This is a genomic window from Micromonospora sp. II (assembly GCF_001709195.1).
In the GTDB taxonomy this organism is placed as follows: domain Bacteria; phylum Actinomycetota; class Actinomycetes; order Mycobacteriales; family Micromonosporaceae; genus Micromonospora; species Micromonospora chalcea.
In genome coordinates this window covers 22,481-47,945 of record NZ_LYXF01000023.1, presented here as the reverse complement: position 1 = coordinate 47,945, position 25,465 = coordinate 22,481, and the positions used below count along the sequence as shown (strand labels likewise).

Below are 25,465 nucleotides of genomic sequence, written 5' to 3'. Positions count from 1 at the left end.
AGGCCGGGCCACCCGGTGGGGGTGGCCCGGCCCGTCAGCAGGGTGTCAGGCGAGTTCGATCTTCAGCAGGTCCACCCGGTCGAAGAGGTCCACGTGGACGTTCTTGACCTTGGTCGAGTGGCCGAAGTTGTTCTGCCCGTACCGCAGCGGGATCACCGGCATGTCCTGCGCAAGCAGGTCCTCCGCCGCCTGGTACTTCTTGATCGCCTCGTCCTCGGTCGCCGCGCGGGCGCCCTCGGCGAGCAGCTTGTCGAACTCCGGGTTGCTGTAGCCGTAGTAGTTCGACGAGCCGGTGCTGCTGTACAGCGGGCCGAGGTAGTTCTCCATGGACGGGTAGTCCATGACCCAGCCCATCCGGAACAGGCCGACCGGCTGCTTCTTCTTGACCTTGGTCAGCAGGTCCGCGAACTTCGGCTCGGCGGTGCCGACGCAGTCCACGCCCAGGTTGGCCTTGAGCTGGTTGCAGGTGGCGTCGATCCAGTCCTTGTGGCCGCCGTCGCCGTTGTAGGACAGCTCGATCTTCTTCGGGCCGCCCGCGGCCTCGTACATGGCCTTGGCCTTGACCGGGTCGAACGCGCCCGCGGTGCCGATGGTGTTCTCCCGGTAGCCGGCGACCACCGGCGAGACGAACGAGCGGGCCGGCCGCTGCGAGTCCTTGAAGATCGACTTGGTGATCTCGTCCCGGTCGATCGCCATCGAGATGGCCTTGCGCACCTCGGGCTTGCTGAACTCCTCCTGGAACGTCGGGAAGGCCAGCACCTGCAGCGACGAGGCCGGGCTCTCCTGGTAGCGGTCGCCCAGGTCGGTCGCGGCGGTGGACAGGTTCTCGGTCGGGATCGTCTTGATCACGTCGAGGTTGTCCGACAGCACGTCCGCGTACGCGGCGGTCGGCTGCTGGTAGATGCGGAACTCGACACCGGCGACCTTGGGCTGCTGGCCCGGGAAGGCGTCGTAGCGCTCCACCTCGACCTTGGCGTCGTGCTGCCAGCTGCCCTTCATCTTGAACGGGCCCTGACCGATCGGGGCCTGCTCGTAGCCCTCGGCCAGCACGCCCGGCGCGGAAAAGGCCGCCTTGGGCAGCGGGTAGAAGGCGGTGTAGCCGAGCATCGACTTGAAGTCCACGTACGGCTCGTTGAGCGTCACGGTGAAGGTCAGGTCGTCGACCTTCTGCAGGCCGCTGAGCGTCTTCGCCTTCGGCGTCTCGCCCTGGAGGTCGTCGTAGCCGGCCACCTTCTCGAAGAAGTAGCTGGAGTTCTGGCCGTTCGGGGCGTACGCGCCGTAGTTCCAGGCGTCGATGTAGTTGTCGGCSGTGACCTTCTCGCCGTTGTGGAACGTGTAGCCGGGCTTCAGCTTGATCGTCCAGACCTTGTTGTCCGACGTCGTCACCGAGTCCGCCGCCACCTCGTGCGGCTTGTTCGCCTCGTCGTAGTCGACGAGCGGGCTGAACAGGGCCGACAGGACCTGGGAGCCGCTCGTCTCGTTGGTGTTTGTGGGCACCAGGTGCTGCGGCTCGGCGATCTCGATCCGCACGGCCGCGTCGGGGTTGCCGGCACCGCCGCTGCCGCCGCCCGAGCCGCAGGCCGTCAGGCCGAGCGTCACCGCGAGCGGGAGCGCGGCCCAGGCCGCGAGCCTACGAACACGCATGGGGTCTCCTCATCTCCTCACGCTGCGCGGTCGTCCCGACGTTGGGTGACTCTGCGCAACGAGCGGTAACGGTAGGTCGCGGTTCGGCCCATCGACAACTGGCGCGTGGTTGATCGATGACGGATCGTGTTCGCCCTGTCTTGTCGTTGCCGCTCGCGCGTGCTAAACCTCGCCCCTGCCTAGTTCTTTCCTGGTTGCCTCTGTTCCGGTCCGCGCGTGGCCGGGCGGTCTGCGACGGCTGTTCCCGCTGTCCGGTCCCTGCCCGTCCGGGTGTGACCGGGCTGCGGCGTCACCGTGATTGGTGACTCTCCGTGACTTAGCGCACGTTGCGCAGCGTGATCGTCGGCCGTCGTCGTCCGGGCCCGCCAGCGGGCGTGAGACGATCACGATGTGACGGCGACGATCCTGGACGGCAAGGCCACTGCGGCGGAGATCAAGGACGAGCTACGGGCCCGGGTCAAGGCGCTCGCGGAACGCGGCATCACCCCCGGCCTCGGCACGGTGCTGGTCGGGGAGGACCCCGGCTCCCAGGCGTACGTCAACGGCAAGCACCGCGACTGCGCCGAGGTCGGCATCGCCTCGCTGCGGGTCACGTTGCCGGCCGGCGCCACCCAGGAGCAGCTCGACGCGGCTCTGGCCGAGCTGAACGCCGACCCGGCCTGCCACGGCTACATCGTCCAGCTCCCGCTCCCCGGGCACCTCGACACCCAGCGCGCGCTGGAGTCGATCGACCCGGACAAGGACGCCGACGGGCTGCACCCGGTCAACCTGGGCCGGCTCGTCCTCGGGTACGACGCTCCGCTGCCCTGCACCCCGCGCGGCATCGTGGAGCTGCTGCGCCGCCACGACGTGCCGCTGCGCGGCGCGAACGTGGCCGTCGTCGGCCGGGGCAACACGGTCGGCCGTCCGCTGGGCCTGCTGCTGACCCGGCGCAGCGAGAACGCCACGGTGACGCTCTGCCACACCGGCACGCTCGACCTCGCCGCGCACACCCGCGCCGCCGACGTCGTCATCGTCGCCGCCGGCGTACCGGGCCTGCTCACCGCCGACATGGTCAACCCGGGCGCGACAGTGGTCGACGTCGGCATCACGCGCGTGATCGGCGACGACGGCAAGGGCCGCTACACCGGCGACGTCGACCCGGAGGTCGCCGAGGTCGCCGGCAAGCTCGTGCCGATGCCCGGCGGCGTCGGTCCGATGACCCGGGCGATGCTGCTCACCAACGTGGTCGAACGGGCCGAGCGGGCGGGCTGACACCCACCCAGGTCATAACCGTCCGCCCCTGGCCCGATCGGTGCCAGGATGGCTGATACGGTCCGGAAAACCGACTGGGATCAGGGAGTGGGACGACCATGGGTAAGAAGGTCACTGTCGTCGGCGCCGGCTTCTACGGCTCGACCACCGCACAGCGCCTGGCCGAGTACGACGTCTTCGACACCGTCGTGATCACCGACATCGTGGAGGGCAAGCCGGCGGGTCTCGCGCTCGACCTCAACCAGTCCCGCGCGGTCGAGGGCTTCGAGACCAAGGTTGTCGGCGTCACCACCGGCCCGAACGGCGAGGGCTACGACGCCATCGAGGGCTCGGACGTGGTCGTCATCACCGCCGGCCTGCCGCGCAAGCCCGGCATGAGCCGGATGGACCTGTTGGAGACCAACGCCAAGATCGTCCGGCAGGTCTCCGAGAACGTCGCCAAGTACGCGCCGAACGCCGTCGTCATCGTGGTGTCCAACCCGCTCGACGAGATGACCGCGCTGGCCCAGCTCGCCACCCAGTTCCCGCGCAACCGGGTGCTCGGCCAGGCCGGCATGCTGGACACCGCCCGCTTCACCAACTTCGTCGCCGAGGCGCTGAGCGTACCGGTGAAGTCGGTACGGACCCTGACGCTCGGCTCGCACGGCGACACGATGGTCCCGGTGCCGTCCAAGAGCACCGTGAACGGCAAGCCGCTGCGTGACGTCATGCCGGCCGAGCAGATCGAGGAGCTGGTCGTCAAGACCCGCAACGGTGGCGCCGAGGTCGTCGCGCTGCTCAAGACCGGTTCGGCGTACTACGCCCCGTCCGCCGCCGCGGCCCGGATGGCGAAGGCAGTGGCCGAGGACTCCGGCGAGGTCATGCCGGTCTGCGCCTGGGTCGACGGCGAGTACGGCATCTCCGGCGTCTACCTGGGCGTCGAGGCCGAGATCGGCGCCGAGGGCGTGAAGCGGGTCGTCGAGACCGACCTGGACGCCGACGAGCTGGCCGCGCTGAAGGAGGCCGCCGAGGCCGTCCGCGCCAAGCAGGGCGACGTCGCCAGCATGTGAGCCCGACCAACTGCGCAGAAGGCCCGCCGGCTTCCGCCGGCGGGCCTTCCGCTGTCCCGCCCGCGTCTCTCCCCGCCCTCCCAGTTCTCCCCGCTCTCCCCGTCGATCATGAAGTTGACGGCGTACTCGATCTCCAATTCCGCCGCCAACCTCATGATCGACCCGGTCGGGGGTGGGGGGTGAAGGGGGCGGTCAGGTGGGGAGTGGCCAGGGTGGCGGGGGAGAGGGTTGCCAGCAGGGTCGTGCGGGCGTGGCGGGCTTCGTCCGGGTCCACCTCGTGGGCGTACGCCAGCTCCGGGGCGACCAACTGGATCGCGTGCACGAGCAGGTCGCCGGTGATCAGGAGGCGCTCGTCGTCCGCCTCGATGAGCACCGACTGGTGACCCGGCGTGTGGCCTGGGGTGTGCAGCAGCCGTACCCCCGGGGCGAGGGGCGTCTCGCCGTCGACCACCCGCAGGCGGCCGGCGGCGCGCAACGGCCCCAGCAGCCGGGCCGGCAGTTCCGGGTGGAACAGCTCCAGCGCGTCCAGCTCGGCGCGCTGTACCAGGTGGTCCGCGTTCGGGAACAGCGCGCCGGCCCAGCCCACGTGGTCGGTGTGCAGGTGGGTGAGGACCACGGTGCGGACGTCGGCCGGATCGATCCCGGCGGCGGCCAGCTCGGCCGGCAGCCGGCCGGGGACCGGCGCCCAGCTCGCGGCGAGCGAGTCGGCCGGGCCGATGCCGGCGTCGACGAGCGTGACCGGACCGTCGCCGGCCCGCACCGCGAACGCGCGGAACCGCAGCCACCAGCGGCCGTCGGCGGTGACGGCGCTCGGGTCGAGCCGGTCGGCAGCCGCCCAGTGCGCCTGGATGGCGCCGGGAAACGCCTCGCCGCGGGGCTGGAAGAAGGGCCCCTCGCCGTCGGACAGCGCGGTGACCGTGATAGACCCGAGGGTGCGGCTGCGCGGCATCGCACGATGATGCCAGCGGGTCGCGGTACGGCGCAGCCCGCTTTTCCGGCGGCCCACCCGGGCCGCCTGGGGACTGCCGGCCAGTTTCCAGTACGCTCGTACTGCTTGAGCACGTGTCCCCCGAGAGGAGCGCCGGCCGATGGCGAAGATCAAGGTAAACAACCCGGTCGTGGAGATCGACGGCGACGAGATGACCCGGATCATCTGGAAGCAGATCCGGGAGCAGCTGATCCTGCCCTACCTCGACGTCGACCTGCACTACTACGACCTGTCGATCCAGCACCGTGACGCCACCGACGACCAGGTCACCGTCGACGCCGCCAACGCCATCAAGGAGCACGGCGTCGGCGTCAAGTGCGCCACCATCACCCCGGACGAGGCCCGGGTGGAGGAGTTCGGCCTGAAGAAGATGTGGCGGTCGCCGAACGGCACCATCCGCAACATCCTCGGCGGCGTGGTCTTCCGCGAGCCGATCATCATGTCGAACGTGCCGCGGCTCGTCCCGGGCTGGACCAAGCCGATCATCATCGGCCGGCACGCGCACGGCGACCAGTACAAGGCCACCGACTTCGTCGTCCCCGGCCCGGGCACGGTGACCATCACCTACACCCCGGCCGACGGCGGCACCCCGATGGAGATGGAGGTCGCCAACTTCCCCGGCGGCGGCATCGCCATGGGCATGTACAACTACGACGAGTCGATCCGGGACTTCGCCCGCGCCTCGTTCCGGTACGGCCTGGACCGCAACTACCCGGTCTACATGTCCACCAAGAACACCATCCTCAAGGCGTACGACGGCCGGTTCAAGGACATCTTCGCCGAGGTGTTCGAGAACGAGTTCAAGGCCGAGTTCGAGGCCGCCGGCCTCACCTACGAGCACCGGCTGATCGACGACATGGTCGCCGCCGCGCTCAAGTGGGAGGGCGGGTACGTCTGGGCCTGCAAGAACTACGACGGTGACGTGCAGTCCGACACCGTCGCGCAGGGCTTCGGCTCGCTCGGCCTGATGACCTCGGTGCTGCTCTCCCCGGACGGCCGCACCGTCGAGGCCGAGGCCGCCCACGGCACCGTCACCCGGCACTACCGGCAGTACCAGAAGGGCGAGAAGACCTCGACCAACCCGATCGCCTCGATCTACGCCTGGACCCGGGGCCTGGCCCACCGGGGCAAGCTGGACGGCACCCCGGCGGTCACCGAGTTCGCGAACACGCTGGAGAAGGTCATCGTGGACACCGTCGAGGGCGGCCAGATGACCAAGGACCTCGCGCTGCTCATCTCGCGGGACGCCCCGTGGCTGACCACCGACGAGTTCATGAACGCGCTCGACGAGAACCTGGCGCGCCGGCTCGCCGCCTGACGTGTAAGGAAGGGCCCCTTCTTAACGCCTCGCGTTGTAGAAGGGGCCCTTTTTAACACCTCAGGGCTGTCGGGGCGGCGTGACCTCGCTCGGTGCGTTCTCGTTGACAGGGTGGACGAGATGCCAGTCGCGTCCGTGAAGGTGGGCCGTCGCCGCGCGCCGGCCGGCCGACCTTCGAGGCTGCTGAGCGCAGCCAGCCGTCCCTTCCCTGCGGGGGGTCCTGTCCCGGGCCCCCCGCGCCCCCGTGCCCGGGCTGCGGTTGTTAAGAAGGGGCCCTTTCTCTACCGCAGGCGTTAACAAGGGGCCCTTCCTTTCATGCGGCGCGCAGCAGCTCGGCGGCTCGCTCGGGGGCGATGTCGTTGATGAACACCCCCATGCCGGACTCCGACCCGGCCAGGTACTTCAGCTTGTCCTTGGCCCGCCGGATGCTGAACAGCTGCAGGTGCAGGTGGCCCAGCTCCCTGTCGATCCGTACCGGCGCCTGGTGCCAGGCCGCGATGTACGGCATCGGCAGGTCGAACAGCCCGTCGAAGCGACGCAGCAGGTCCAGGTATAGCGGCCCGAACGCGTCCCGCTCGGCGTCGTCGAGCGCCGGGATGTCCGGCACCGGCCGGTGCGGCGCCACGTGCACCTCGAACGGCCAGCGCGCCGCCGCCGGGACGTACGCGGTCCAGTGCTCGTTGCTCGTCACCACCCGTTCCCCGGAGGCGCGTTCGGCGGCCAGCACGTCGGCGTACAGGTTGCCGCCGGTGCGCTCGGCGTGCCGCCGGGCGGCGGCCAGCATGTCGCGGGTGCGCGGCGTGACGAACGGGTACGCGTAGATCTGCCCGTGCGGGTGGTGAAGCGTCACCCCGATCTCCACGCCCCGGTTCTCGAACGGGAAGACCTGCTCCACGCCGGGCAGCGCGCTCAGCGCTTCGGTGCGGTCGGCGAGCGCGTCCAGCACGGTCCGCACCCGATGCGGGGGGAGCCGGGCGAACGAGGCGTTGTGGTCGTCGGTGAAGCAGACCACCTCGCACCTGCCGAGGCCGGGCCGTACCGGGGTGAACGGCGTGATCTCGGCCGGTTCGTCGGCGACCCGCTGGCTCAGTGACGGGAACCGGTTCTCGAACACGACGACGTCGTAGTCGGGCGCCGGGATCTCGCTGTGCCGGTCGCCCCGGGACGGGCACAGCGGGCACTGGTCGGCCGGGGGCAGGAACGTGCGGGTCTGCCGGTGCACCGCCACCGCCACCCACTCGTCGGTCAGCGGGTCGTACCGCAGCTGCGAGGCGGGCGGGGGAGGGGGCAGGTCCCGCCGGTCCGGCTGGTCCCGGACCGCGTCGTCCCGCTCGTCGAAGTAGATCAGCTCGCGGCCGTCGGCCAGCGCGATCTGCGTACGCTTCACTGCGCCCCCCTCTGCGCGGGCACCGTCACCAGCTCGCCCACCCTGTCGTCGAGTACCCGTCGTGCCTCGGGCGTCAACCGGTCGTCGGTGACCAGCACGTCCGCCGCGTCCAGCGGCACTATCGACGAGATGCCGACGGTGCCCCACTTGGTGTGGTCGGCCAGCACCACGAGCCGGTCCGCGGCGGCCACGAGCGCCCGGTTCGTGTCCGCCTCCATCAGATTGGGCGTGGTGAACCCGGCCCGTTCGCTGATGCCGTGCACGCCGAGAAAGAGCACGTCCAGGTGGAGCGCGGCGATCGCGGCCACGGCGAGCGGCCCGACGAGCGCGTCCGACGGCGTGCGTACCCCGCCGGTGAGCACCACTGTCTGGTCGGGCCGGCCGCCGATGTGCAGCGCCTCCGCCACCGGCAGCGAGTTGGTGACCACCGTGAGGCCGGGCACGTCGACAAGTCGCCGGGCCAGCTCGGCGGTGGTGGTGCCGGCGGAGAGCGCGATGGCGGCGCCGGGCCGGACCAGCCCTGCGGCGTGGTCGGCGATCGCCGCCTTCTCGGCGGACTGGCGGTCGGCCTTGGCGCGGAAGCCGGGCTCGTCGGTCGAGCCGGGACCGGCGGGCGTCGCGCCGCCGTGCACCTTGGCGAGCAGGCCCTGCTCGTGCAGCGTGTCCAGGTCGCGGCGGATGGTCATGTCGGACACGCCGAACTCGGCGGCCAGTTCGGTGACCCGGACGCCGCCGGCGAGACGCAGTCGTTCCAGGATCGCCGTCTGCCGCTGCCGTGCCAGCATTCCGGCCCACCTCCGAGCGTCACCGACCGCGATGCTCACGCGGTCGAACGTGTTCCAACAAAGGCGAACACTACCGCGCAGCGAGGGGCGATGCGAAACCGCCGTCGTCCGTAAGGCCGGACGACGGCGGTCGAGGCGCTCGCAGGCCGGACGCGTCCGGCGGCCGAAAGGTCAGGCGGGCTGGAGGCGGGGCTCCACCCAGCCGGTCTCGGTGAGGTGTTCCATCACCTTCCCGATGGCCTCCTCGACGCTGATGTCCGAGGTGTCCACCACGAGATCGGCGTCGGTGGGCTCCTCGTACGGGTCGTCGATGCCGGTCATCCCGGTGAGCAGGCCGGCCCGGGCGCGGGCGTACAGGCCCTTGCGGTCGCGCTGCTCACAGACCTCAAGCGGCGTCGCCACGTGGACCAGCAGGAAGCCCGCGCCGGCCGCCTCGGCCATCTCCCGCGCGGTGGCGCGGGCCGCCGCGTACGGCGCGATCGGGCAGCAGATGCCGACCCCGCGGTGCCGGGCGATCTCGGCGGCCACCCAGCCGATCCGGCGCACGTTGAGATCCCGGTCGGACTTGCTGAACCCGAGCCCGGCGGACAGCTCCCGCCGCACCACGTCGCCGTCGAGCAGCGTGATCGTGCGGTCGCCCTGCTCACGGAGCACGTCGGCCAGGCCCCGGGCGATCGTCGACTTGCCCGAGCCGGACAGCCCGGTCAGGAAGATCACCAGTCCCCGGTACCGCCGCGGCGGGCGGGCCCGGACCAGTTCCTTCGCCACCGCCGGCGGGGTGTGCCACTCGGGCAGCGGGAAGCCCCGGTCCAGCAGGTCGTCGATCTCCTCCACGCTCAGCGCCAGCCGGCGGTTGCGCGGCGGGATGTCCTCCCGCCAGCGCCACTGCCCGTCCCGGTTGTCGTAGGCCAGCTCGCGGGGCACCAGCACACGCAGGCCGGCGCCGGAGAGCATGCCCTCGGTGGAGAGCAGGTGGGTCACGCCGTACGCGGCGGCGACCCGGGCCCGCAGCAGCGCGTCGCTGATCTCGTCACGCCGGCGGGCCAGCGGCACCGCGACCAGCGTCGCCGGGGGCATCCGGTCGCGGGCGGCGAACACGGTACGCACCAGCGCCTCGGACGGCAGGCCACCGGTCGACCCCTCGCCCACCGGGATCAGCACCAGCAGGTGCGCGCCGAGCGTGCGGGCCGCGTGCGCGATCTGCGCCAGTTGCGGGCGGTGCAGCGGACGGTCGGCGAAGACCCCGAGCACCCGGCCCGGCGGCAGCAGGCCGCGTACCTCGTCGGGGCCGCGCCGCAGGCGCTGGAACGGTCCGTGGCCGCCGTCGCCCAGGCGGCGCACCGTGCCACCGACGCCCACCAGGCCCTCGCGGCCCGGCCAGACGTCCGTCACGTCCATCGCCGCGACCGGCGCGCCCTCGCCGTCGGTGAGCACCACCGCCCGGCGGGCCGGGTCCGCCGGGTCGAGCCCGTCGGCCAGCGCGGCCGGCACCTGGAGCGTCACCGGCACCGGCCACGGGGTGCCGTCGGCCAGCCGGCCGCGCCGGCTCAGCGAGGTCAGGTCGGCCCGGCTCATGAAACCGGTGAGCGGCGCGTACGCCCCGCTCAGCAACAACTGGAGATCGGCCAGCTCAGCGGGTCTGGGCGCGTACGACGGCGCATCCCGCAGAACGTCCTCGGGCAGCAGCCACCCGTTGCTCATCGAACCCCCAACTCACCGGCCGGCACACAGTTTCGCAGCCCACCGGCGATCGGTCGAGAGCGCCACCCGGCCTCCCGGTAATCGCGCGTTCCGGCGATCGTGCCGAGGACGAACCGGGGTCTTCGAATCCTTACCGCCGGGCCGCCGCCGGTCGATCGTGCGAACGGCTGCCGGCGCGCGCCGTCCGGCCGAGCGCGCGATCCCGGATCCGCCGGACCGCCCGCCGGATCCGGGCGCGGAGCCGGCGCGGATCCTCCACCCGGGGCGGCCCGCCGTCGGCCGCGCAGCGCACCACGAGCGGCAGGTTCGCGTCCAGCGCCCACCCGGCCTGAATCACCCGGGCCCGGACCTCCCAGGTGCCCCGGGTCCGGCCGCCGTCGAGCGCCGCGAAGTCGACGGTGGCGGTGCTGCGGTGACAGACCCGGCCGTCGGCGGCCGGCTCGGTGGTGGCGTCGACCGGCAGGAAGAACTCCTCCCGGGTCTCCCGGCGGCGGATCACCACGTCGGTCCTCGCCCCGCCGGCCCGCATCACGACACCGTCCGGCGCGGCCCCGGCCACCGGGAGCACCGGCAGCCCTCGGTCGTCGAAGCGCAGCGGCTCGTCCCCGGCGCGCAGGTGGGCGGAGACGGCGACGGTCAGCGTCCGTCCCTCCACCTGCCACCGGTCGACGGCGGCGTGCGCCCGGACACTCACGTCCCACTCCGCCAGCCGGCGCAGGTCGGCCATCCGCCCCTGCGCGGCGAGATGCGCGATCACCTGGTACATCGGCGGCACCCCGGCGATCGCCTCGGGTGCGACACGCTCCTTCACGAGCTGCCCCACCTCGTCCGCCACCTGCCCGGCCCAGGGCTCCGGCGCGCTCAGCAGCGCCTGCCCGCGCAGCCGGTTCAGCATCTCCTTGCGCAGCCAGCGCCGGTGCAGCCGCAGGCGGGCCGCGGCCGGTGGGCGGTGGGCGTCCACGATGTCCATCGCGGCCCGCAGCGCCGCGTAGTACTCCGCCGGGTCCATCCGGGTGGCGGTGACGTTGCCCGCGTCCTCGCGGCGGGCGTGGTGGTAGCAGGGGTGGTCGGCCAGCACGCAGATCCGTTCGGCGAGCAGATAGGCCGCCGCCATCAGCCGGTGGTCCTCCAGGCGTCGCGGGTGGCCCTCCGGGAAGCGCAGCCCGTGCCGGTCGAGGAAGGACCGCCGGAACAGCTTGTGACAGGTCATGCTGTCGGCCAGCGGCGCGTTCGCCAGGGTGGCGTCGAACCGGTTCTCCCGGAACAGCTCCCGCGGTACGCCCCGCCGGTGCCCGATCATCCGTCCGACGACGATGTCCGCGTCGTGTGCCCGGGCGCAGGAGTGCAGGCGGGCCAGCGCCTCGTCGCCGAACCAGTCGTCGTCGTCGGCGAAGAAGACGTACTCGCCGCGTGCCTGCTCCAGCCCCTGGTTGCGCGGGCGCGACGGCCAGCCCGAGTGCGGCAGGCGCAGCACCCGCACGTGCGGGTCGGCAGCGGCCAGCTCGTCCAGGCGCTGCGGCGTCCCGTCGGTCGACCCGTCGTCGGCGAAGATCACCTCGTATCCGCCGGGCGGCAGCCCCTGCCGCGACAGCGACGCGACGAGCGGATCGAGGTGGGCCCCGCAGTTGTACGTGGGCACCACCACGCTCACCGCCGGCCGGTCCGTACCGTCGCTCATGACGCCCCCCGTCGAGTCGCCTCACACGGTGGCAGCTTCCCCGCGACGCCGCTACCCCGTCGGTCACCTAGGGGGCCCGGAGCCGAGGGATCAGGGGATCGCCCGGGTCAGGACGGGCTCCGGCGCGGCCCCGGAGTTCTACGCTGAACGGCGTGACACTGCTCGCGACCGAGTCGCTGACCAAGACGTACGGAGGCCGGGTCACCGCGTTGACCGACCTCACCGTATCGGTCGAGCCGGGGATCATCGGGCTGGTGGGCGCGAACGGCGCCGGCAAGTCCACTCTGATCAAGATCCTGCTGGGTCTGCTCCCGCCGACCAGCGGCCGGGTACAGGTGCTCGGCCTCGACCCGACCACCGACCCGGCCGCGGTCCGCGCCCGGGTCGGATACATGCCCGAGCACGACGCCCTCCCGCCCGACCTGTCCGCCGCCGAGCTGGTCACCCACCTGGGCCGGATCAGCGGACTGCCGCGCACCGTCGCCCGGGAACGGGCCTCCGAGGCGCTGCGCCACGTCGGCCTGCACGAGGAGCGGCACCGGGCCGTCGGTGGCTACTCCACCGGCATGAAGCAGCGGGTCAAGCTCGCCCAGGCGCTCGTACACGATCCCGATCTGCTGCTGCTCGACGAGCCGACGAACGGCCTCGACCCGGCCGGCCGGGACGCCATGCTCGCGCTGATCCACCGGATCGGCACCGAGTTCGGCATCTCGGTGGTGGTCTGCTCGCACCTGCTCGGCGAGGTGGAGCGGATCTGCGACACGCTCGTCGCCATCGACGGCGGCCGGCTGCTGCGCGCCGACCGGGTGTCCGCCATGACCACCGCCACCGACGTGCTCGCCGTCGAGGTGAGCGAGGGCACCGACGACCTGGCCGCCCGGCTCGCCGCGCTCGACCTGCCGGTGACCCGCGACGGGCGGCTGCTGCTCGTCCCGCTCGCCGACGACGCCACCTACGACCAGATCCTCGGCGCGGTCGCCGAGCTGGACCTGCCGCTGCACCGGCTGGACCAGCGGCGGCACCGGGTGGCCGAACTCTTCGCCGCGAGGGAGCCCAGCCATGTCTGACGCGACCGGGGTCATCCACGACATCGGCTACCAGCGCTACACCGGCCCGCGGCTCGGCCGCCGGCAGGTCTTCGGCGCGCTCTACCTGCACGGCGTGCGTACCGTCTTCGGGCTGGGCCGCAGTGCCAAGGCGAAGATCTTCCCGTGGCTGGTCGTCTCCGTGGTGACCGTGGTGGCCGCCGGGGTCACCGCGGTGCGCAGCCAGATCGGCGAGGTGGTGATGACGTACGCCCAGTTCGCCGACGCGATGAGCTGGCTGGTCATCTTCTTCGCCGCGGTGGCCGCGCCCGAGCTGGTCTCCCGCGACCTGCGCAGCGGCGTGCTGCCGCTGTACTTCTCCCGGCCGCTGCCGCGCGGCGACTACGCGCTGTCCAAGCTGCTGGCGCTTGTCACCGCGCTGTGGCTGCTGCTCGGCGGCCCGCAGCTGGTGATGTTCCTCGGCGCCGCGTTCACCACGAACCGGGGCGTACGCGGGGTGTGGGACGAACTGCTCGACCTGCTGCCCGGGCTGCTCTACGCCGGGCTCTGGGCGGTGGTGTTCGCCTCGATCGCGCTGCTCGTCGCCTCGCTGACCGGCAAGCGCGCGTTCGCGGCCGGCGGCATCGTGGCGGTCTTCCTGATGACCACGCCGGTCGTCGGCGTGCTGTCCATCCTGCCCTCGCGGACGATCAACGAGCTGGCCTTCGTCGCCTCCCCGCCGACGCTCGTCGGCGGCGTGGGCAACTGGGCGCTCGGCGACCGGCTGACCCAGGGACGGGGTGGCATGCCGATCGGCGACTTCGGGCCGGTCTACGCCGTGGTCGCCGTGCTGCTGGTCGCCGCCTGCGTCAGCCTGCTGCTCCTGCGATACCGGAAGGTGGCCGCCCGATGACGGCGATCAGCACCCAGTCGACGGCCGGCGCGCCCGCCACCGCGACGAGCACGCTCGACCTGGCCGGTGTCTCCCGCTGGTACGGCAACGTGGTGGCGGTCAACGACGTCACCATGCGGCTCGGCCCCGGCGTGACCGGCCTGCTCGGCCCCAACGGCGCCGGCAAGACCACGCTGCTGCACATGATGGCGGGCTTCCTGTCGCCGTCGCGCGGCACCGTGACGCTGGACGGGGAGCCGACCTGGCGCAACCCCGGCGTCTACCGGCGGCTCGGCCTGGTCAGCGAGCGCGAGGCGGTGCACACGTTCCTCAGCGCGTACGAGTTCGTGCTGGCCAGCGCGAAGCTGCACCGGCTGCCCGACCCGGAGGCCGCCACGAAGCGGGCGATCGAGCTGGTCGAGATGGAGGACGCGCAGACCCGCCGGATCGGCACCTACTCCAAGGGCATGCGGCAGCGCACCCGGGTCGCCGCCGCGCTGGTGCACGACCCGCAGGTGCTGCTGCTCGACGAGCCGTTCAACGGGATGGACCCGCGCCAGCGGCTGCACATGATGGCGCTGCTGCACCGGCTCGGCGACGCGGGACGGACCATCCTGTTCAGCTCGCACATCCTGGAGGAGGTCGAGCAGGTCTCCGGCACCGTCCAGGTGATGGTCGCCGGCCGGCTGGCCGCCTCCGGCGACTACCGGACCATCCGCCGCCTGATGACCAACCGGCCGCACGTGTTCGCGGTCCGCTCCACCGACGACCGCGCCCTGGCGGTGGCGCTGATGGCCGAGGCGTCGGTCTCCGGCGTCGAGCTGGGCCGCACCGGCCTGACCGTCAAGGCCGGCGACTACGGCGCGTTCACCCGGGCCCTGCCCCGGATCGCGCTCCGGCACGGCATCCGGGTCCGGCAGCTCCTGCCGGAGGACGAGTCGCTGGAGAGCGTCTTCTCGTATCTGGTGGAGGCATGATGTCGACAGTCACCTGGATCACCGCGCGCGGCCTGTTCGGCCGGAGCCGGTTCCTCATGCTGCTGCCGTTGCCGCTGATCCTGATCGGCCTGGCGGTGCTCTGCCGGTCGCTCGGCGTCGACCCCGGCCAGTGGGGCCCGCCGGTGCTCGTCGGTCTCGGCCTGGCGGTGGTGCTGCCGGTGGTGGCGCTGATCGTGGGCACGGGCGTGCTCGGCGCGGAGATCGACGACGGCACCGTCGTGCACATCCTCACCAAGCCGCTGCCGCGCTGGCAGATCGTGCTGCCGAAGCTGGCGGTCGCGGCCGGCGTCACGGCGGTCACCGTCGGTGTCCCGATCTACGTCGCGGGCGTGCTCGCCGATTCGGTACGCCTCGGACTCGCTCTGGTCGTCGCCTCTGCGGCGGGCGCGCTGGCGTACTCGGCGCTGTTCCTGGCGCTGAGCCTGGTGACCCGGCGGCCGGTGCTGCTCGGCCTGGTCTACGTGCTGATCTGGGAAGGCCTGCTGGGCCGGTTCGTCAGCGGCACCCGGGTGCTGTCGATCCAGCAGTGGGTGATCGCCCTGGCCGACCGGATGGCGCCGACGCCGCTGCTCGGCACCAGTGTCTCGGTGCCGGTCGCGGCGGTGCTCACCGCGCTGGTGGCGGTCGGGTTCACCGTGCTGGCGATCGACCGCCTGCGCTCGTTCAGCGTGGCCGGCGAGACGAGCTGAGCCCGCAGGGCGGGACCCGTTTTCCGGCGTTCGCGACGGAAAACGGGTTCCGCCCTGCCGTGTCCGGTCTGCTAGTTTGCGGCGGCTACGAACACCGACACGGGGAGAACACTGTGCGTTCAGCTCGCTTCGCCCTGCTGGCTCCGGCCGCGGTGGCGATGATCGTCATGTCCGGCTGCGGCGACGACGAGGACACCCCCTCGGCCGGGTCGGCGGCGCCCTCCGCCCCGGCCGCCACGTCCGTGCCGCCGGTGACGCCGGCCCCGGTGGGCCTCGACGAGGCCACCCGGAAGACCTGCACGACGGCGGAGAAGGACATCACGGCCGCCCTGAAGGAGGTGGCCGAGGCGGAGAAGATCGGCCCGCCGGCCGGTCACTCGGCGGTCAGCGCGCAGTACTCGGCGGGCGCGGCCACGCTCTACACGCACGCCTTCACCAACAGCGACGAGGTGAACAGCGCGGTGAAGGGCGTCGCGACCGAGATGAGCGACCTCGCCGACGCCTGGGCCAAGGCGCCGGGCAAGGCGCCGAGCAGGGCGGATCTCACCGCCGCCCGGGACAAGCTCAAGGCGGCCTGCGCGGCCGACTGAGGAATGCACCGCCGCGGGCCGGTCCGGCCGGCCCTTCGGGTGTTAAGAAGGGCCCCTTCTACAACGCCAGGCGTTAAGAAGGGGCCCTTCCTTACATCGCCGGCGGCGCTCAGAACGCGCAGGCGATGACCAGTTCGGTGGTGCGATCCGGCAGCAGGTCCAGCTTCGCGATCCGGCCCGCCGCGCGCAGGTCGTCGGCGACCGTGCCGAGCTGGTCCAGCACCGCCGCCGGTCCGAGCGCCTCGGCCAGCGGCACGTCCGCCTTCATCGACAGCTTCCGTTCCGACTTGGCGCGGCGCACCTGACCCAGCGCGTCAGCGGCCAGTCGCAGCAGTTCCGGGTCACCCGGCGCCTGCGTCGCGCGGCCCACCTCGTACGTGGTCGGCCACGGCGAGCGGTGCACCGAGCCGTACCGCCACCACGACCAGACCTCCTCGGTGACGAACGGCAGCACCGGCGCGAACAGGCGCAACTGCACCGACAACGCGGTCGCCAGCGCCGCCCGGGCCGAGTCGGCCGCCGGCCCGGTGCCGTAGGCGCGCTCCTTCACCAACTCGATGTAGTCGTCGCAGAACCGCCAGAAGAACGCCTCGGTGGCCATCAGGGCGGCCGTGTGGTCGTACCCGTCGAAGGCGGTGGTCGCGGTCGCGACCACGCCGGACAGTTCGGCGAGCATCGCGGTGTCCAGCGGTTGGGTCGCCGCGGCCCGCAGCGCGTCGGCGGCGCCCAGCCCGAGCGCGAACCGCGACGCGTTGAGCAGCTTGGTGGCCAGCCGCCGGCCCACCTTGACCTGGGCCGGGTCGAAGGCGAGGTCCATGCCCGGCTTGCCGTTGGCGGCCCAGTAGCGGACCGCGTCGGAGCCGTTCTGTTCCAGCAGCGCCATCGGCGTGACCACGTTGCCCTTGGACTTCGACATCTTCTTGCGGTCCGGGTCGAGGATCCAGCCGGAGAGCACCGCCGTGTGCCAGGGCAGCGCGCCGTGCTCCAGGTGGGACCGGGCGACGGTGGCGAACAGCCAGGTCCGGATGATGTCGTGCCCCTGCGGGCGCAGGTCCATCGGGAAGACCCGGGCGAACAGGTCCGGGTCGGTGTCCCAGCCGCCGACGATCTGCGGGGTCAGCGACGAGGTGGCCCAGGTGTCCAGCACGTCCGGGTCGCCTGTGAAACCGCCCGGCACGCCGCGCTGCGACTCCTCGTATCCGGGCGGCGGTTCGCTGCTCGGGTCGATCGGGAGCGTCGCCTCGTCCGGTGTGAGAGGGTGGGTCCAGTCCGGCTCGCCAGTGTCGTCGAGCCGGTACCACACCGGCACCGGCACGCCGAAGAACCGCTGCCGGCTGACCAGCCAGTCACCGGTGAGGCCGCCCACCCAGTGCTCGTAGCGGTGCCGCATGTGCTCCGGCACCCAGCGCAGCTCCCGACCCCGGGCCAGCAGCTCCTCGCGCAGGCCGGCGTCCCGGCCGCCGTTGCGCAGATACCACTGCCGGGTCGAGACGATCTCCAGCGGCCGGTCGCCGCGCTCGTAGAACTTCACCGGGTGCGTGATCGGGCGCGGCTCGCCGACCAGATCACCCGCGTCGGCCAGCAGCTCCACCAGCGTCCGCCGGGCGCCGTTCACCGTCTGCCCGGCCAGCGCCGCGTAGGGCGCCGCCGGCACGCCGGCCGGCGGCTCCGGCAGCAGCCGCCCGTCCCGGCCGATCACCACGCGGGTGTCCAGCCGCAGCTCACGCCACCAGGTCACGTCGGTCAGGTCACCGAACGTGCAGACCATCGCGATGCCCGTGCCCTTGGCCGGGTCCGCCAGCGGATGCGCGCGCACCGGCACCTCGACCCCGAACACCGGGGTACGCGCGGACGCGCCGACCAGGTCCGCGTACCGCTCGTCGTCGGGGTGGCAGACCAGCGCCACGCACGCCGGCAGCAGCTCCGGCCGGGTGGTGTCGATCAGCACCTCGCGGCCGTCCGGGCCGGTGAACCGCAGCCGGTGGTACGCGCCGGGCCGCTCCCGGTCCTCCAGCTCCGCCTGCGCCACGGCGGTGCCGTACCCAACGTCCCACAGCGTCGGCGCCTCCGCCTGGTACGCCTCACCCCGAGCCAGGTTCCGCAGGAACGCACGCTGGCTCGCGGCGCGGGCCGCCGACCCGATCGTGGTGTACGTCAGCGACCAGTCCACGGACAGCCCGAGCCGCCGCCACAGCGCCTCGAACGCCTTCTCGTCCTCCACGGTGAGCAGTTCGCACAGCTCGATGAAGTTACGCCGGGAGATCGCCGTCGGGTTCTTCCGGGCCGCGTCGTCCACCGGCGCGGACGGCGGCCGCCAGTTGCTGTCGTACGGCAGCGCCGGGTCGGGACGCACGCCGTACACGTTCTGCACCCGGCGTTCGGTGGGCAGCCCGTTGTCGTCCCAGCCCATCGGGTAGAAGACCGTGCGCCCGCGCATCCGCTGGAACCGGGCCACCGTGTCGGTGTGCGTGTACGAGAACACGTGCCCCATGTGCAGTTCGCCCGACACGGTCGGCGGGGGAGTGTCGATCGCGTATACGTCCGACCGCTCCTTCGTACGGTCGAACGCGTACGTGCCGTCGGACTGCCAGCGGCGGGCCCAGGTCTCCTCGAGGCCGTCCAGGCTCGGACGCTCGGGGACGCCGCCGCGGGCGCTGATCGTCGTGTCGGTCATCGTCCGATGGTAGGCAGCCCGGTTGCCGCACTCCACGACTTTCCCCACCCCGCGCGTCCTCGCCGATCTTGCGCTTGCCGCCCCGGCACAAGCCGCTTTTCGGGCATCCCTCGGGCCGCAAGTGCAAGATCAACGAGGGTCGGAGGAGCGAGCTAGAGGAGCGAGTCGCGCCACTGGCGGTGCAGGGCGGCGTAGCGGCCGTCGGCGGCGATCAGCTCGGCCGGTGGGCCGTCCTCCACGATCCGGCCGTCGTCGAGCACCAGCACCCGGTCCGCCGTCTCCACGGTGGAGAGACGATGGGCGATCACCAAGGCGGTGCGGTCGCGCAGCACGTTGTGCAGGGCCCGCTGCACCAACCGCTCGGTCGGCACGTCCAGCGACGAGGTCGCCTCGTCCAGGATCAGCACCCGCGGGTCGGCGAGGAACGCCCGGGCGAACGCGACGAGCTGCCGCTGCCCGGCGGACAGCCGCCCGCCGCGCCGGTGCACGTCCGTGGCGTACCCGTCGGGCAGCGCGGCGATGAAGTCGTGCGCGCCGATCGCCCGCGCCGCCGCGACCACCGCCTCGTCGTCCGCGTCCGGCCGCCCGAACCTGATGTTGTCGGCCACGGATCCGCTGAACAGGTGGGTCTCCTGGGTCACCAGCACCACCGCCCGGCGCAGTTCGGCGTCGGCCAGGTCACGCAGGTTCACCCCGTCCAGGTCGACAGCGCCCGCGTCCGGGTCGTGGAACCGGGCCAGCAGCTTCGCGACTGTGGACTTCCCGGCGCCGGTCGGCCCGATCAGCGCCACCGTCTGCCCGGGCGGCACGACCAGGTCCAGGCCGGACAGGATCGGCGTCTGCCGCCGGTAGCCGAAGTCGACGGCGCGGAACGTCACCGCCCCGCGCGGCGCCCCGGCCGGCAGCGGCACCGGATCCGCCGGTTCGGCCACCGCCGGACGCTCGTCCAGCACCCCGGCCAGCTTCTCCAACGCGGCGGTCGCCGACTGGAGCGCGTTGTAGAACTGGCTCAGCTCCTCCATCGGCTCGAAGAACCGGCGCAGGTAGAGCAGGAACGCGGCGAGCACGCCCACCTCCACGCCGCCGCCCAGCACCCGCCAGCCGCCGTACCCGAGCACCACCGCCGTGGTCAGGTTGCCGATCAGCCGGATGCCCGGCGAGTAGATCGCGATCAGCCGAAACGCGCGCAGGCTGGAGCGCCGGTAGTCGTCGTTCACGGCGGCGAAGATGCGCTCGTTGCGGGGCTCCCGCCGGTACGCCTGCACGGCCCGGATCCCGCGCAGCGACTCCACGAAGTGCACGATGACCAGCGCCACCGCCTCCCGGGTACGCCGGTACGCGCCCGCCGACGCGCGCGCGAACCAGCGTGACAGCAGGAACAGGAACGGGAACGCGAGCAGCGTCACCGCCGCCAGCGGCAGGTCCAGCCAGAGCAGGATGCCCGCCACCGACAGCACTGACAGCCCGGCCATCACCAGCTTGTCGATGCCCCCGTCGACCAGTTCGGCGATCGACTCCAGGTCGCTCGTCAGCCGGGACACCATCCGCCCGGAGGTGTAGCGCTCGTGGAAACCGACGTCGAGGCGGAGGAAGTGCCCGTACACCCGTCGGCGCAGGTCAAGCAGGACGGCCTGACCGATCCGGGCGGCGAGGGTGAGGAACGCGCGCCGGGCCGCGTACTCGACGGTTGTCGCCACCACGAACGCGGCGGCGACAGCGATCAGCGGGCCGGGATCACCGGCCCGCAGTGGCCCGATGCCCCGGTCGATGCCGAGCATGACCAGGTACGGGCCGGACATCGCGGCGGCGTTCTGGGCCAGCAGAAGCGCCACCGCCAGCCCGAGCGCACGCCGGTGCGGGCGCAGCAGTTGCCGCAGCAGGAGCCGGCTGCGGGCGCGGAGCCGGGCCACCGCCGCCGGGGAGGAGTCCTCGGCGCGGCTGCGGTCGGCGTCCGGGTCGGTGGCCCGGCCGCGCCAGCGGGACAGGTCGTCGCGTCCGCCGGTGCGGTTCGCGTCGTCGTGGCGTGCGCCGGCTGCGCCGTGCGCCTGCCCGTGCCCGGCGGTGCGCGCGCCGGTGTCGCGCGGCGCGTCGCGGGGCCGGGGCACCCGCGGCGCGCCGCCGGTCACGAGCGCACCAGACCGACGCCGCCGGAACGGCGCTCCGGCTCGGCGGAGAGCACCGCCCGGTACGCCGGCACCCGGGCCAGCAGCTCCGAGTGGGTGCCGACGGCGACGATCCGGCCGCCGTCCAGCAGCGCCACCCGGTCCGCCAGCGCCACTGTCGAGGGGCGGTGCGCCACCAGCAGGGCCGTGGTGCGGCTCTCCCGCAGCACCCGGCGCAGCGCCGCCTCCACGAGCGCCTCGGTGTGCACGTCGAGCGCGGAGAGCGGATCGTCGAGCACCAGCAGTGCGGGCCGCCCGAGCACCGCGCGGGCCAGCGCGAGGCGCTGCCGCTGCCCGCCGGACAGCGACAGCCCCTGTTCACCGACCCGGGTGGCCAGCCCCCAGGGCAGCTCGTACGCGAAGTCCGCCTGCGCCAGCGCCAGCGCCGCCCGGACCTCCTCCTCGCCCGCGTCCGGCCGCCCCAGCGTCAGGTTCTCCCAGACCGACATGGAGAACAGGGTCGGCTCCTCGAACGCCACCCCGACCAGCCGTCGAAGCGAGCCGAGCCGCAGGTCACGCACGTCGCGCCCGTCGACGGTGATCCGGCCGCCGGTCACCTCGTGCAGCCGGGGGACGAGCGACAGCAGCGTGCTCTTGCCGCAGCCGGTGACGCCGACGAGCGCCATCGTCTCGCCCGGCTCGACGGTCAGGTCCAGGTCGTGCAGCACCGGCGCCGAGGTGCCCGGGTAGCGAAAGGTGACCCCCTCGAAGCGGAGCCGGCCGCGTACGTCGGCGCGCTCCAGCGACCGGGCGTGCGGCGCGTCCACGATCGTCGGGCGGGTGTCGAGGACCTCCTGGATCCGGTCGGCGGCGGTGGCGGCCTCCTGGCCGTTGGCGATGATCCAGCCGAGCGACTGCACCGGCCAGATCAGCATGAGCTGGAGGCTGACGAACGCGACCAGCTCCCCGATGGACAGCGCGCCCTCGGCGACGGCCGCCGCGCCGGTCACCAGGACCGCGCCGAGGGTCAGGTTGGGCACCAGGTCGAACAGCGCCGAGGTGCGGGCCAGCAGCCGCGCCTTGCCGATCCCGGTGTCGTGCAACCGGCGCGCGCCGACGGCGAACCGTGCGGCCAGTTCCGGCCCCCGCCCGTACGCCCGCATGGTGCGCAGCCCCTGCGCGGTCTCCTCGACGAGCGTGGCCACGTCGCCCTGCTGGTCCTGCATCCGGCGCGACGCCGCGTGGTAGTGCCGGGCGAAGCGGCGGCTGATCAGGAACAGCGGTACGGCGCTGGCCGCGACCAGCGACCCCAGCCAGGGGTGCAGCCGGATCAGCAGCACCACCACGGCGACGTAGGTGATCAGGTTGAGGACCAGGAACAGCAGCCCGAAGGAGAGGAACCGCCGGATCACCGAGAGGTCGCTGGTGATCCGGGACAGCAACTGGCCGGACTGCCAGCGGTCGTGGAAGCCGGCCGGGAGCCGTTGCAGGTGGGCGTAGATGTCGGCGCGGATGGCCGCCTCCATGCCCACCGAGGACGACGACTGGGTCCAGCGGCGGATGAAGATGAGAACCGCCTCGGCCAGCCCGAGCAGCAGCGCCAGGGCGCCGAGCCGCAGCAGCCCGGCCTCGTCGTGCCGGGCCACCGGCCCGTCGACCACCCGCTGCACCACCAGCGGAACGGCCAGGCTCGCCGCGGTGGCCGCGAGCGCCGCCACCAGCAGCCAGGCGAACTCCGTCGCGTACGGGCGCAGGTAGGGCCGCAGCCGCCAGAGGTTGCGCAGCGGCTTGGACCGGGCGTCGTCTTGCGCCGCGGGGTTGCCGTCGCTGGGCGCGGGCACTACCCGACGGTAGCCGCCGGGGGTGACGTTTTCGCTGTCAGCTAGCCGTCACCCGTCCCTCATGCCCGAGAAGCCACTTCTTCACGGGCAGGCCCCAGCGGTAGCCGCCGAGCGTGCCGTCGGTGCGCAGCACCCGGTGACAGGGCACGAAGAGCGCTGCCGCGTTGCGCGCGCATGCCGCCGCGGCGGCGCGGACCGCGGCGGGCCGTCCGGCCAGCGCGGCGAACCCGGTGTAGGTGACCGGGTCGCCGGGCTTGACGTCGCGCAGCACCTGCCAGGCGTGCGTCAGGAAGAGCCCGCCGCTGTGCTGCTCCACCGGGATCGCGTCGATCGCGGCGAGGTCTCCGTCCAGGTAGGCCCGGACGGCGGCGGTGACCGGACCGAGGTCGGCCCGTTCCCGCAGGTCACCACGCAGGCTCGGGTGGGTCAACGGCGCCAGGGCCGCCGGGTCGGGCGTGAAGCCGGCCGCGCGTACCGCGCCGTCGGGGCCGGCGAGCACGCTCAACGGGCCGACCGGTGTGTCGATGACGGTGCTGTCCACAGTGCTCATGCTGCTCTCCAGAGTCGGATCGTCGCGTAGGACCGCCAGGGGCGCCAGCGTTCGGCGTACGCGAGCAGGGTCTTGGGGGTGTCGGGCAGGCCGAGCGCGGTTGCGCCGCGGCGTACGCCCAGGTCGGTGGTGAGGGCGACATCGGGGTCGCCGAGTGCGCGCATGGCCAGGTAGCCGTTGGTCCACGGGCCGACGCCGGGCACCGCGGCCAGGAGCCGGACCGTCTCCTCCCGGTCGCCCCCGGGTTCCAGGTCCAGCGTCCCGTCGGTGACGGCGCGGGCCAGCGCCCGGATCGTCTCCCGGCGGGCGGCCGGCATCCGGAACGCCGGGTCCGGCGCCGCGAGCACGTCGGCGGGACCCGGGAACGCCACCAGGCCGTCGGCCGGGTCGTCGGTGCCCGAACCGCTCGCCGACCGGACGGCGGAGAGCAGGCGGGTGAGCGTGGTCCGCGCCGAGGTCAGCGAGACCTGCTGGGTCACGACGGCGCGGACGGCCAGCTCGAAGCCGTCGACCGCGTGCGGAAGCCGGACGCCCGGCTCGGCGACGACCGCCGGGGCCAGCGCCGGGTCGGCGGCCAGGGTGGCGTCCACCGCGACCGGGTCGGCGTCCAGGTCGAGCAGGCGGCGGCAGCGGGCCACCGCGGGAGCCAGGTCACGCATGTCGGCCAGCCGCAACGTGGCGTCGATGTGGCCGTCGGACGGGGTCAGCGCCACCGTGCCGGGACCGTGCGGCAGGCGCAGCCCCCGGTGGTAGGTGCCGTCGCGGACCACCTCGACGCCGGGCAGCGCGCGCAGCGCGAGGAAGTCCAGCAGCGCGCCCGCGTGCAGCGGTGGCCGGTATGCCAGCCGCAGCGAGAGCGTGCCCGCGCCGGTGGCCGAGGCCGGACCGCGTCGCCCGGCGCGCAGCTCGGACGGGGTGCCGCCGTAGACCTCACGGACCGTCTCGTTGAACTGCCGGACGCTGCCGAACCCGGCGGCGAAGGCCACCTCGGCCAGGCCGAGGCCGGTGGTCTCGATCAGGATCCGGGCGGTCTGCGCGCGCTGTGCCCGGGCCAGCGCCAGCGGGCCGGCGCCCAGCTCGGCCTGGAGCATCCGGTGCAGGTGCCGCTCGGTGTAGCCCAGCCGGCCGGCCAGCCCGGGCACCCCGTCGCGGTCGACCACGCCGTCGGCGATCAGCCGCATGGCGCGGCCGACCAGGTCGGCCCGGACGTCCCACTGCGGGGAGCCCGGCGCCGCGTCCGGCCGGCACCGGCGGCACGCCCGCAGCCCGGCCCCCTGCGCGGCGGCGGCCGACGGGAAGAAGCGGACATTCTGCCGCTTGGGCGTCATCGCCGGACAGGACGGCCGGCAGTAGATCCCGGTCGACGTCACGCCGGTGTAGAACCAGCCGTCGAACCGCGGATCGCGGCTGTCGACGGCCCGGTAACACCGCTCAAAGTCCAGCTCCATGCCCCCGATCCTGCCTCGCCGTCCCCGGCCGTGGCTGGCGGTATTCGGACATGACGTGTGGCAGTCGCGCCAGCTCGGGGAGGTGGCGGTATCGCCGGTTCCCGGATGCCGCCACCTCGGCGGAATGGTGTGGATCATGCCCGGCGGACCCGAGAAAGTGTCGTAAGTGGTCGGTACGGTCCCGCCACCAACTCAAGAAAAGGTGCGGGGCATGGCGAGCGTGGCCGGGCGGGGTGTCCGCTGATGCGATCGGGGCGGGCACCGTTGGACGCCGCGGTGGTGCAGGGCTTCTACGAGCGGATGAGGTTGGTGGCGCCGGCCGCCTACGGCGCGATCGAGCGCGACCGGGCCGGTGACCCCGGGCGCCCCTTCCCCGACACCGCCTGCGGCCGGCTGGCCGGCTCGCTCGACCCGGACGGGCTGCGCGCGCTCGGCATGTGGGCGCACCACTGGTGCATGCGCTTCTACGACGACGACACCCGGGTCGGCCTGCGGCTGGTCCGGGAGATCGCCGCCCGGTCCGGCCTGGGCTGGACCGCCGACGAGGTGCGGTGGCTGCTCGACCGGTCGTACGAGGCCGGGCCCGCCGCCGCGCACCGGTTCACGCTGCCGCTGGCCGCCGCGGCGCAACTGCCGGCCGGTGCGCTGCCCGAGGGTGTCGCCGCCGAGGCGTGGCCGGACGACTGGCGCCGGCTGCGGGCCGGCTGACGGCGCCGCCACCAGCCCACCGCTCCGCCGCCCGCCCGAACGCCGACCAGCGCCATCGCCGGGTGGTCCGCGTCGCCACCCAGCCGCGGGCGAGGAGGCCGGTCCGGCATCTGGGCGAGCACCATCGCCGCCACGGCCACCGCG

The 25,465-nt window shown here is 73.0% G+C and carries 20 protein-coding genes; 9 read left to right on the top strand and 11 right to left on the bottom strand.

The genetic code is table 11. The features are described from left to right. Window positions 1–45: 45 nt before the first annotated feature. A complete protein-coding gene (locus A8711_RS12240; RefSeq protein WP_064446556.1) occupies window positions 46–1,644 on the bottom strand; it encodes an ABC transporter substrate-binding protein in 1,599 nt (532 codons plus the stop codon). Window positions 1,645–2,034: 390 nt separating this feature from the next. Here A8711_RS12240 and A8711_RS12235 point away from each other — a divergent pair, with 390 nt between their 5' ends. Next, a complete protein-coding gene (locus A8711_RS12235; RefSeq protein ID WP_069088268.1) occupies window positions 2,035–2,898 on the top strand; it encodes a bifunctional methylenetetrahydrofolate dehydrogenase/methenyltetrahydrofolate cyclohydrolase in 864 nt (287 codons plus the stop codon). 98 nt (window positions 2,899–2,996) lie between these two features. After that, complete coding sequence (locus A8711_RS12230) at window positions 2,997–3,947, top strand: malate dehydrogenase (RefSeq protein WP_043328370.1); 951 nt, start codon at window positions 2,997–2,999, stop codon at window positions 3,945–3,947. A 151-nt stretch (window positions 3,948–4,098) separates the two neighbouring features. Here the strand turns inward: A8711_RS12230 and A8711_RS12225 are convergent, their stop codons facing one another. Beyond that, entirely contained in the window at window positions 4,099–4,896 is a 798-nt protein-coding gene (locus A8711_RS12225) for an MBL fold metallo-hydrolase (RefSeq protein ID WP_069088267.1), read from the bottom strand. Window positions 4,897–5,035: 139 nt separating this feature from the next. Between A8711_RS12225 and A8711_RS12220 the strand changes: the two genes are divergently transcribed. Next, the gene (locus A8711_RS12220; RefSeq protein WP_043328372.1) at window positions 5,036–6,253 is read left to right on the top strand and encodes an NADP-dependent isocitrate dehydrogenase; all 1,218 of its coding nucleotides are present in this window, start codon (window positions 5,036–5,038) and stop codon (window positions 6,251–6,253) included. Between the two features lie 313 nt (window positions 6,254–6,566). Here the strand turns inward: A8711_RS12220 and galT are convergent, their stop codons facing one another. The 4 genes from galT to A8711_RS12200 form a co-directional block, all read right to left on the bottom strand. After that, the gene (gene galT, locus A8711_RS12215) at window positions 6,567–7,640 is read right to left on the bottom strand and encodes a galactose-1-phosphate uridylyltransferase (RefSeq protein ID WP_043328374.1); all 1,074 of its coding nucleotides are present in this window, start codon (window positions 7,638–7,640) and stop codon (window positions 6,567–6,569) included. Then, the gene (locus A8711_RS12210; RefSeq protein ID WP_069088266.1) at window positions 7,637–8,425 is read right to left on the bottom strand and encodes a DeoR/GlpR family DNA-binding transcription regulator; all 789 of its coding nucleotides are present in this window, start codon (window positions 8,423–8,425) and stop codon (window positions 7,637–7,639) included. Before A8711_RS12210 ends, galT begins: the two co-directional genes overlap by 4 nt. Window positions 8,426–8,596: 171 nt before the next feature. Next, complete coding sequence (cysC, locus tag A8711_RS12205) at window positions 8,597–10,126, bottom strand: adenylyl-sulfate kinase (protein WP_043328378.1); 1,530 nt, start codon at window positions 10,124–10,126, stop codon at window positions 8,597–8,599. 130 nt (window positions 10,127–10,256) lie between these two features. Next, window positions 10,257–11,804: a glycosyltransferase family 2 protein gene (locus tag A8711_RS12200; protein WP_069088265.1), complete on the bottom strand. Its 1,548-nt coding sequence runs from the start codon at window positions 11,802–11,804 to the stop codon at window positions 10,257–10,259. Window positions 11,805–11,956: 152 nt separating this feature from the next. On the opposite strand from A8711_RS12200, the gene A8711_RS12195 reads away from it, so the two are divergent. From A8711_RS12195 to A8711_RS12175, 5 genes are all read left to right on the top strand, one after another. Continuing rightward, window positions 11,957–12,871 carry an ABC transporter ATP-binding protein gene (locus A8711_RS12195; RefSeq protein WP_064448851.1) on the top strand — a complete coding sequence of 305 codons (915 nt, stop codon included), beginning with the start codon at window positions 11,957–11,959 and terminating at the stop codon, window positions 12,869–12,871. Beyond that, complete coding sequence (locus tag A8711_RS12190; RefSeq protein WP_069088264.1) at window positions 12,864–13,742, top strand: ABC transporter permease; 879 nt, start codon at window positions 12,864–12,866, stop codon at window positions 13,740–13,742. Before A8711_RS12195 ends, A8711_RS12190 begins: the two co-directional genes overlap by 8 nt. Further along, window positions 13,739–14,698, top strand: coding sequence for an ABC transporter ATP-binding protein (locus A8711_RS12185; RefSeq protein WP_069088263.1), 960 nt, complete (start codon window positions 13,739–13,741; stop codon window positions 14,696–14,698). The genes A8711_RS12190 and A8711_RS12185 overlap by 4 nt, the downstream gene beginning before the upstream one ends. Beyond that, window positions 14,698–15,408: an ABC transporter permease gene (locus A8711_RS12180; RefSeq protein WP_043328383.1), complete on the top strand. Its 711-nt coding sequence runs from the start codon at window positions 14,698–14,700 to the stop codon at window positions 15,406–15,408. Before A8711_RS12185 ends, A8711_RS12180 begins: the two co-directional genes overlap by 1 nt. A gap of 152 nt (window positions 15,409–15,560) precedes the next feature. Beyond that, window positions 15,561–15,998 carry a hypothetical protein gene (locus A8711_RS12175; RefSeq protein WP_176722806.1) on the top strand — a complete coding sequence of 146 codons (438 nt, stop codon included), beginning with the start codon at window positions 15,561–15,563 and terminating at the stop codon, window positions 15,996–15,998. Window positions 15,999–16,107: 109 nt separating this feature from the next. Here A8711_RS12175 and valS read toward each other — a convergent pair whose 3' ends face one another. The 5 genes from valS to A8711_RS12150 all read right to left on the bottom strand — a co-directional run bounded on the left by valS (window position 16,108) and on the right by A8711_RS12150 (window position 24,613). After that, the gene (gene valS / locus A8711_RS12170) at window positions 16,108–18,672 is read right to left on the bottom strand and encodes a valine--tRNA ligase (protein WP_069088276.1); all 2,565 of its coding nucleotides are present in this window, start codon (window positions 18,670–18,672) and stop codon (window positions 16,108–16,110) included. 152 nt (window positions 18,673–18,824) lie between these two features. Then, window positions 18,825–20,657 carry an ABC transporter ATP-binding protein gene (locus tag A8711_RS12165; RefSeq protein ID WP_233607665.1) on the bottom strand — a complete coding sequence of 611 codons (1,833 nt, stop codon included), beginning with the start codon at window positions 20,655–20,657 and terminating at the stop codon, window positions 18,825–18,827. Between the two features lie 137 nt (window positions 20,658–20,794). Beyond that, complete coding sequence (locus A8711_RS12160; RefSeq protein WP_064448847.1) at window positions 20,795–22,615, bottom strand: ABC transporter ATP-binding protein; 1,821 nt, start codon at window positions 22,613–22,615, stop codon at window positions 20,795–20,797. Window positions 22,616–22,652: 37 nt separating this feature from the next. Continuing rightward, entirely contained in the window at window positions 22,653–23,165 is a 513-nt protein-coding gene (locus tag A8711_RS12155) for a methylated-DNA--[protein]-cysteine S-methyltransferase (protein ID WP_069088261.1), read from the bottom strand. Beyond that, window positions 23,162–24,613 (bottom strand): AlkA N-terminal domain-containing protein, encoded by a 1,452-nt coding sequence (locus A8711_RS12150; RefSeq protein WP_069088260.1) that lies wholly within the window; start codon window positions 24,611–24,613, stop codon window positions 23,162–23,164. The genes A8711_RS12155 and A8711_RS12150 overlap by 4 nt, the downstream gene beginning before the upstream one ends. A gap of 243 nt (window positions 24,614–24,856) precedes the next feature. Here A8711_RS12150 and A8711_RS32820 point away from each other — a divergent pair, with 243 nt between their 5' ends. After that, window positions 24,857–25,321 (top strand): hypothetical protein, encoded by a 465-nt coding sequence (locus A8711_RS32820; protein WP_223201312.1) that lies wholly within the window; start codon window positions 24,857–24,859, stop codon window positions 25,319–25,321. Window positions 25,322–25,465: the final 144 nt, after the last annotated feature.

Bases quoted from the DNA above. Each gene is read 5' to 3' on its own strand.
- A8711_RS12230 (WP_043328370.1), top strand. From the start codon at position 2,997: ATGGGTAAGAAGGTCACTGTCGTCGGCGCCGGCTTCTACGGCTCGACC.
- A8711_RS12225 (WP_069088267.1), bottom strand. From the start codon at position 4,896: ATGCCGCGCAGCCGCACCCTCGGGTCTATCACGGTCACCGCGCTGTCC.
- A8711_RS12220 (WP_043328372.1), top strand. From the start codon at position 5,036: ATGGCGAAGATCAAGGTAAACAACCCGGTCGTGGAGATCGACGGCGAC.
- A8711_RS12210 (WP_069088266.1), bottom strand. From the start codon at position 8,425: ATGCTGGCACGGCAGCGGCAGACGGCGATCCTGGAACGACTGCGTCTC.
- cysC (WP_043328378.1), bottom strand. From the start codon at position 10,126: ATGAGCAACGGGTGGCTGCTGCCCGAGGACGTTCTGCGGGATGCGCCG.
- A8711_RS12200 (WP_069088265.1), bottom strand. From the start codon at position 11,804: ATGAGCGACGGTACGGACCGGCCGGCGGTGAGCGTGGTGGTGCCCACG.
- A8711_RS12190 (WP_069088264.1), top strand. From the start codon at position 12,864: ATGTCTGACGCGACCGGGGTCATCCACGACATCGGCTACCAGCGCTAC.
- A8711_RS12185 (WP_069088263.1), top strand. From the start codon at position 13,739: ATGACGGCGATCAGCACCCAGTCGACGGCCGGCGCGCCCGCCACCGCG.
- A8711_RS12180 (WP_043328383.1), top strand. From the start codon at position 14,698: ATGTCGACAGTCACCTGGATCACCGCGCGCGGCCTGTTCGGCCGGAGC.
- valS (WP_069088276.1), bottom strand. From the start codon at position 18,672: ATGACCGACACGACGATCAGCGCCCGCGGCGGCGTCCCCGAGCGTCCG.
- A8711_RS12155 (WP_069088261.1), bottom strand. From the start codon at position 23,165: ATGAGCACTGTGGACAGCACCGTCATCGACACACCGGTCGGCCCGTTG.
- A8711_RS12150 (WP_069088260.1), bottom strand. From the start codon at position 24,613: ATGGAGCTGGACTTTGAGCGGTGTTACCGGGCCGTCGACAGCCGCGAT.
- A8711_RS32820 (WP_223201312.1), top strand. From the start codon at position 24,857: ATGCGATCGGGGCGGGCACCGTTGGACGCCGCGGTGGTGCAGGGCTTC.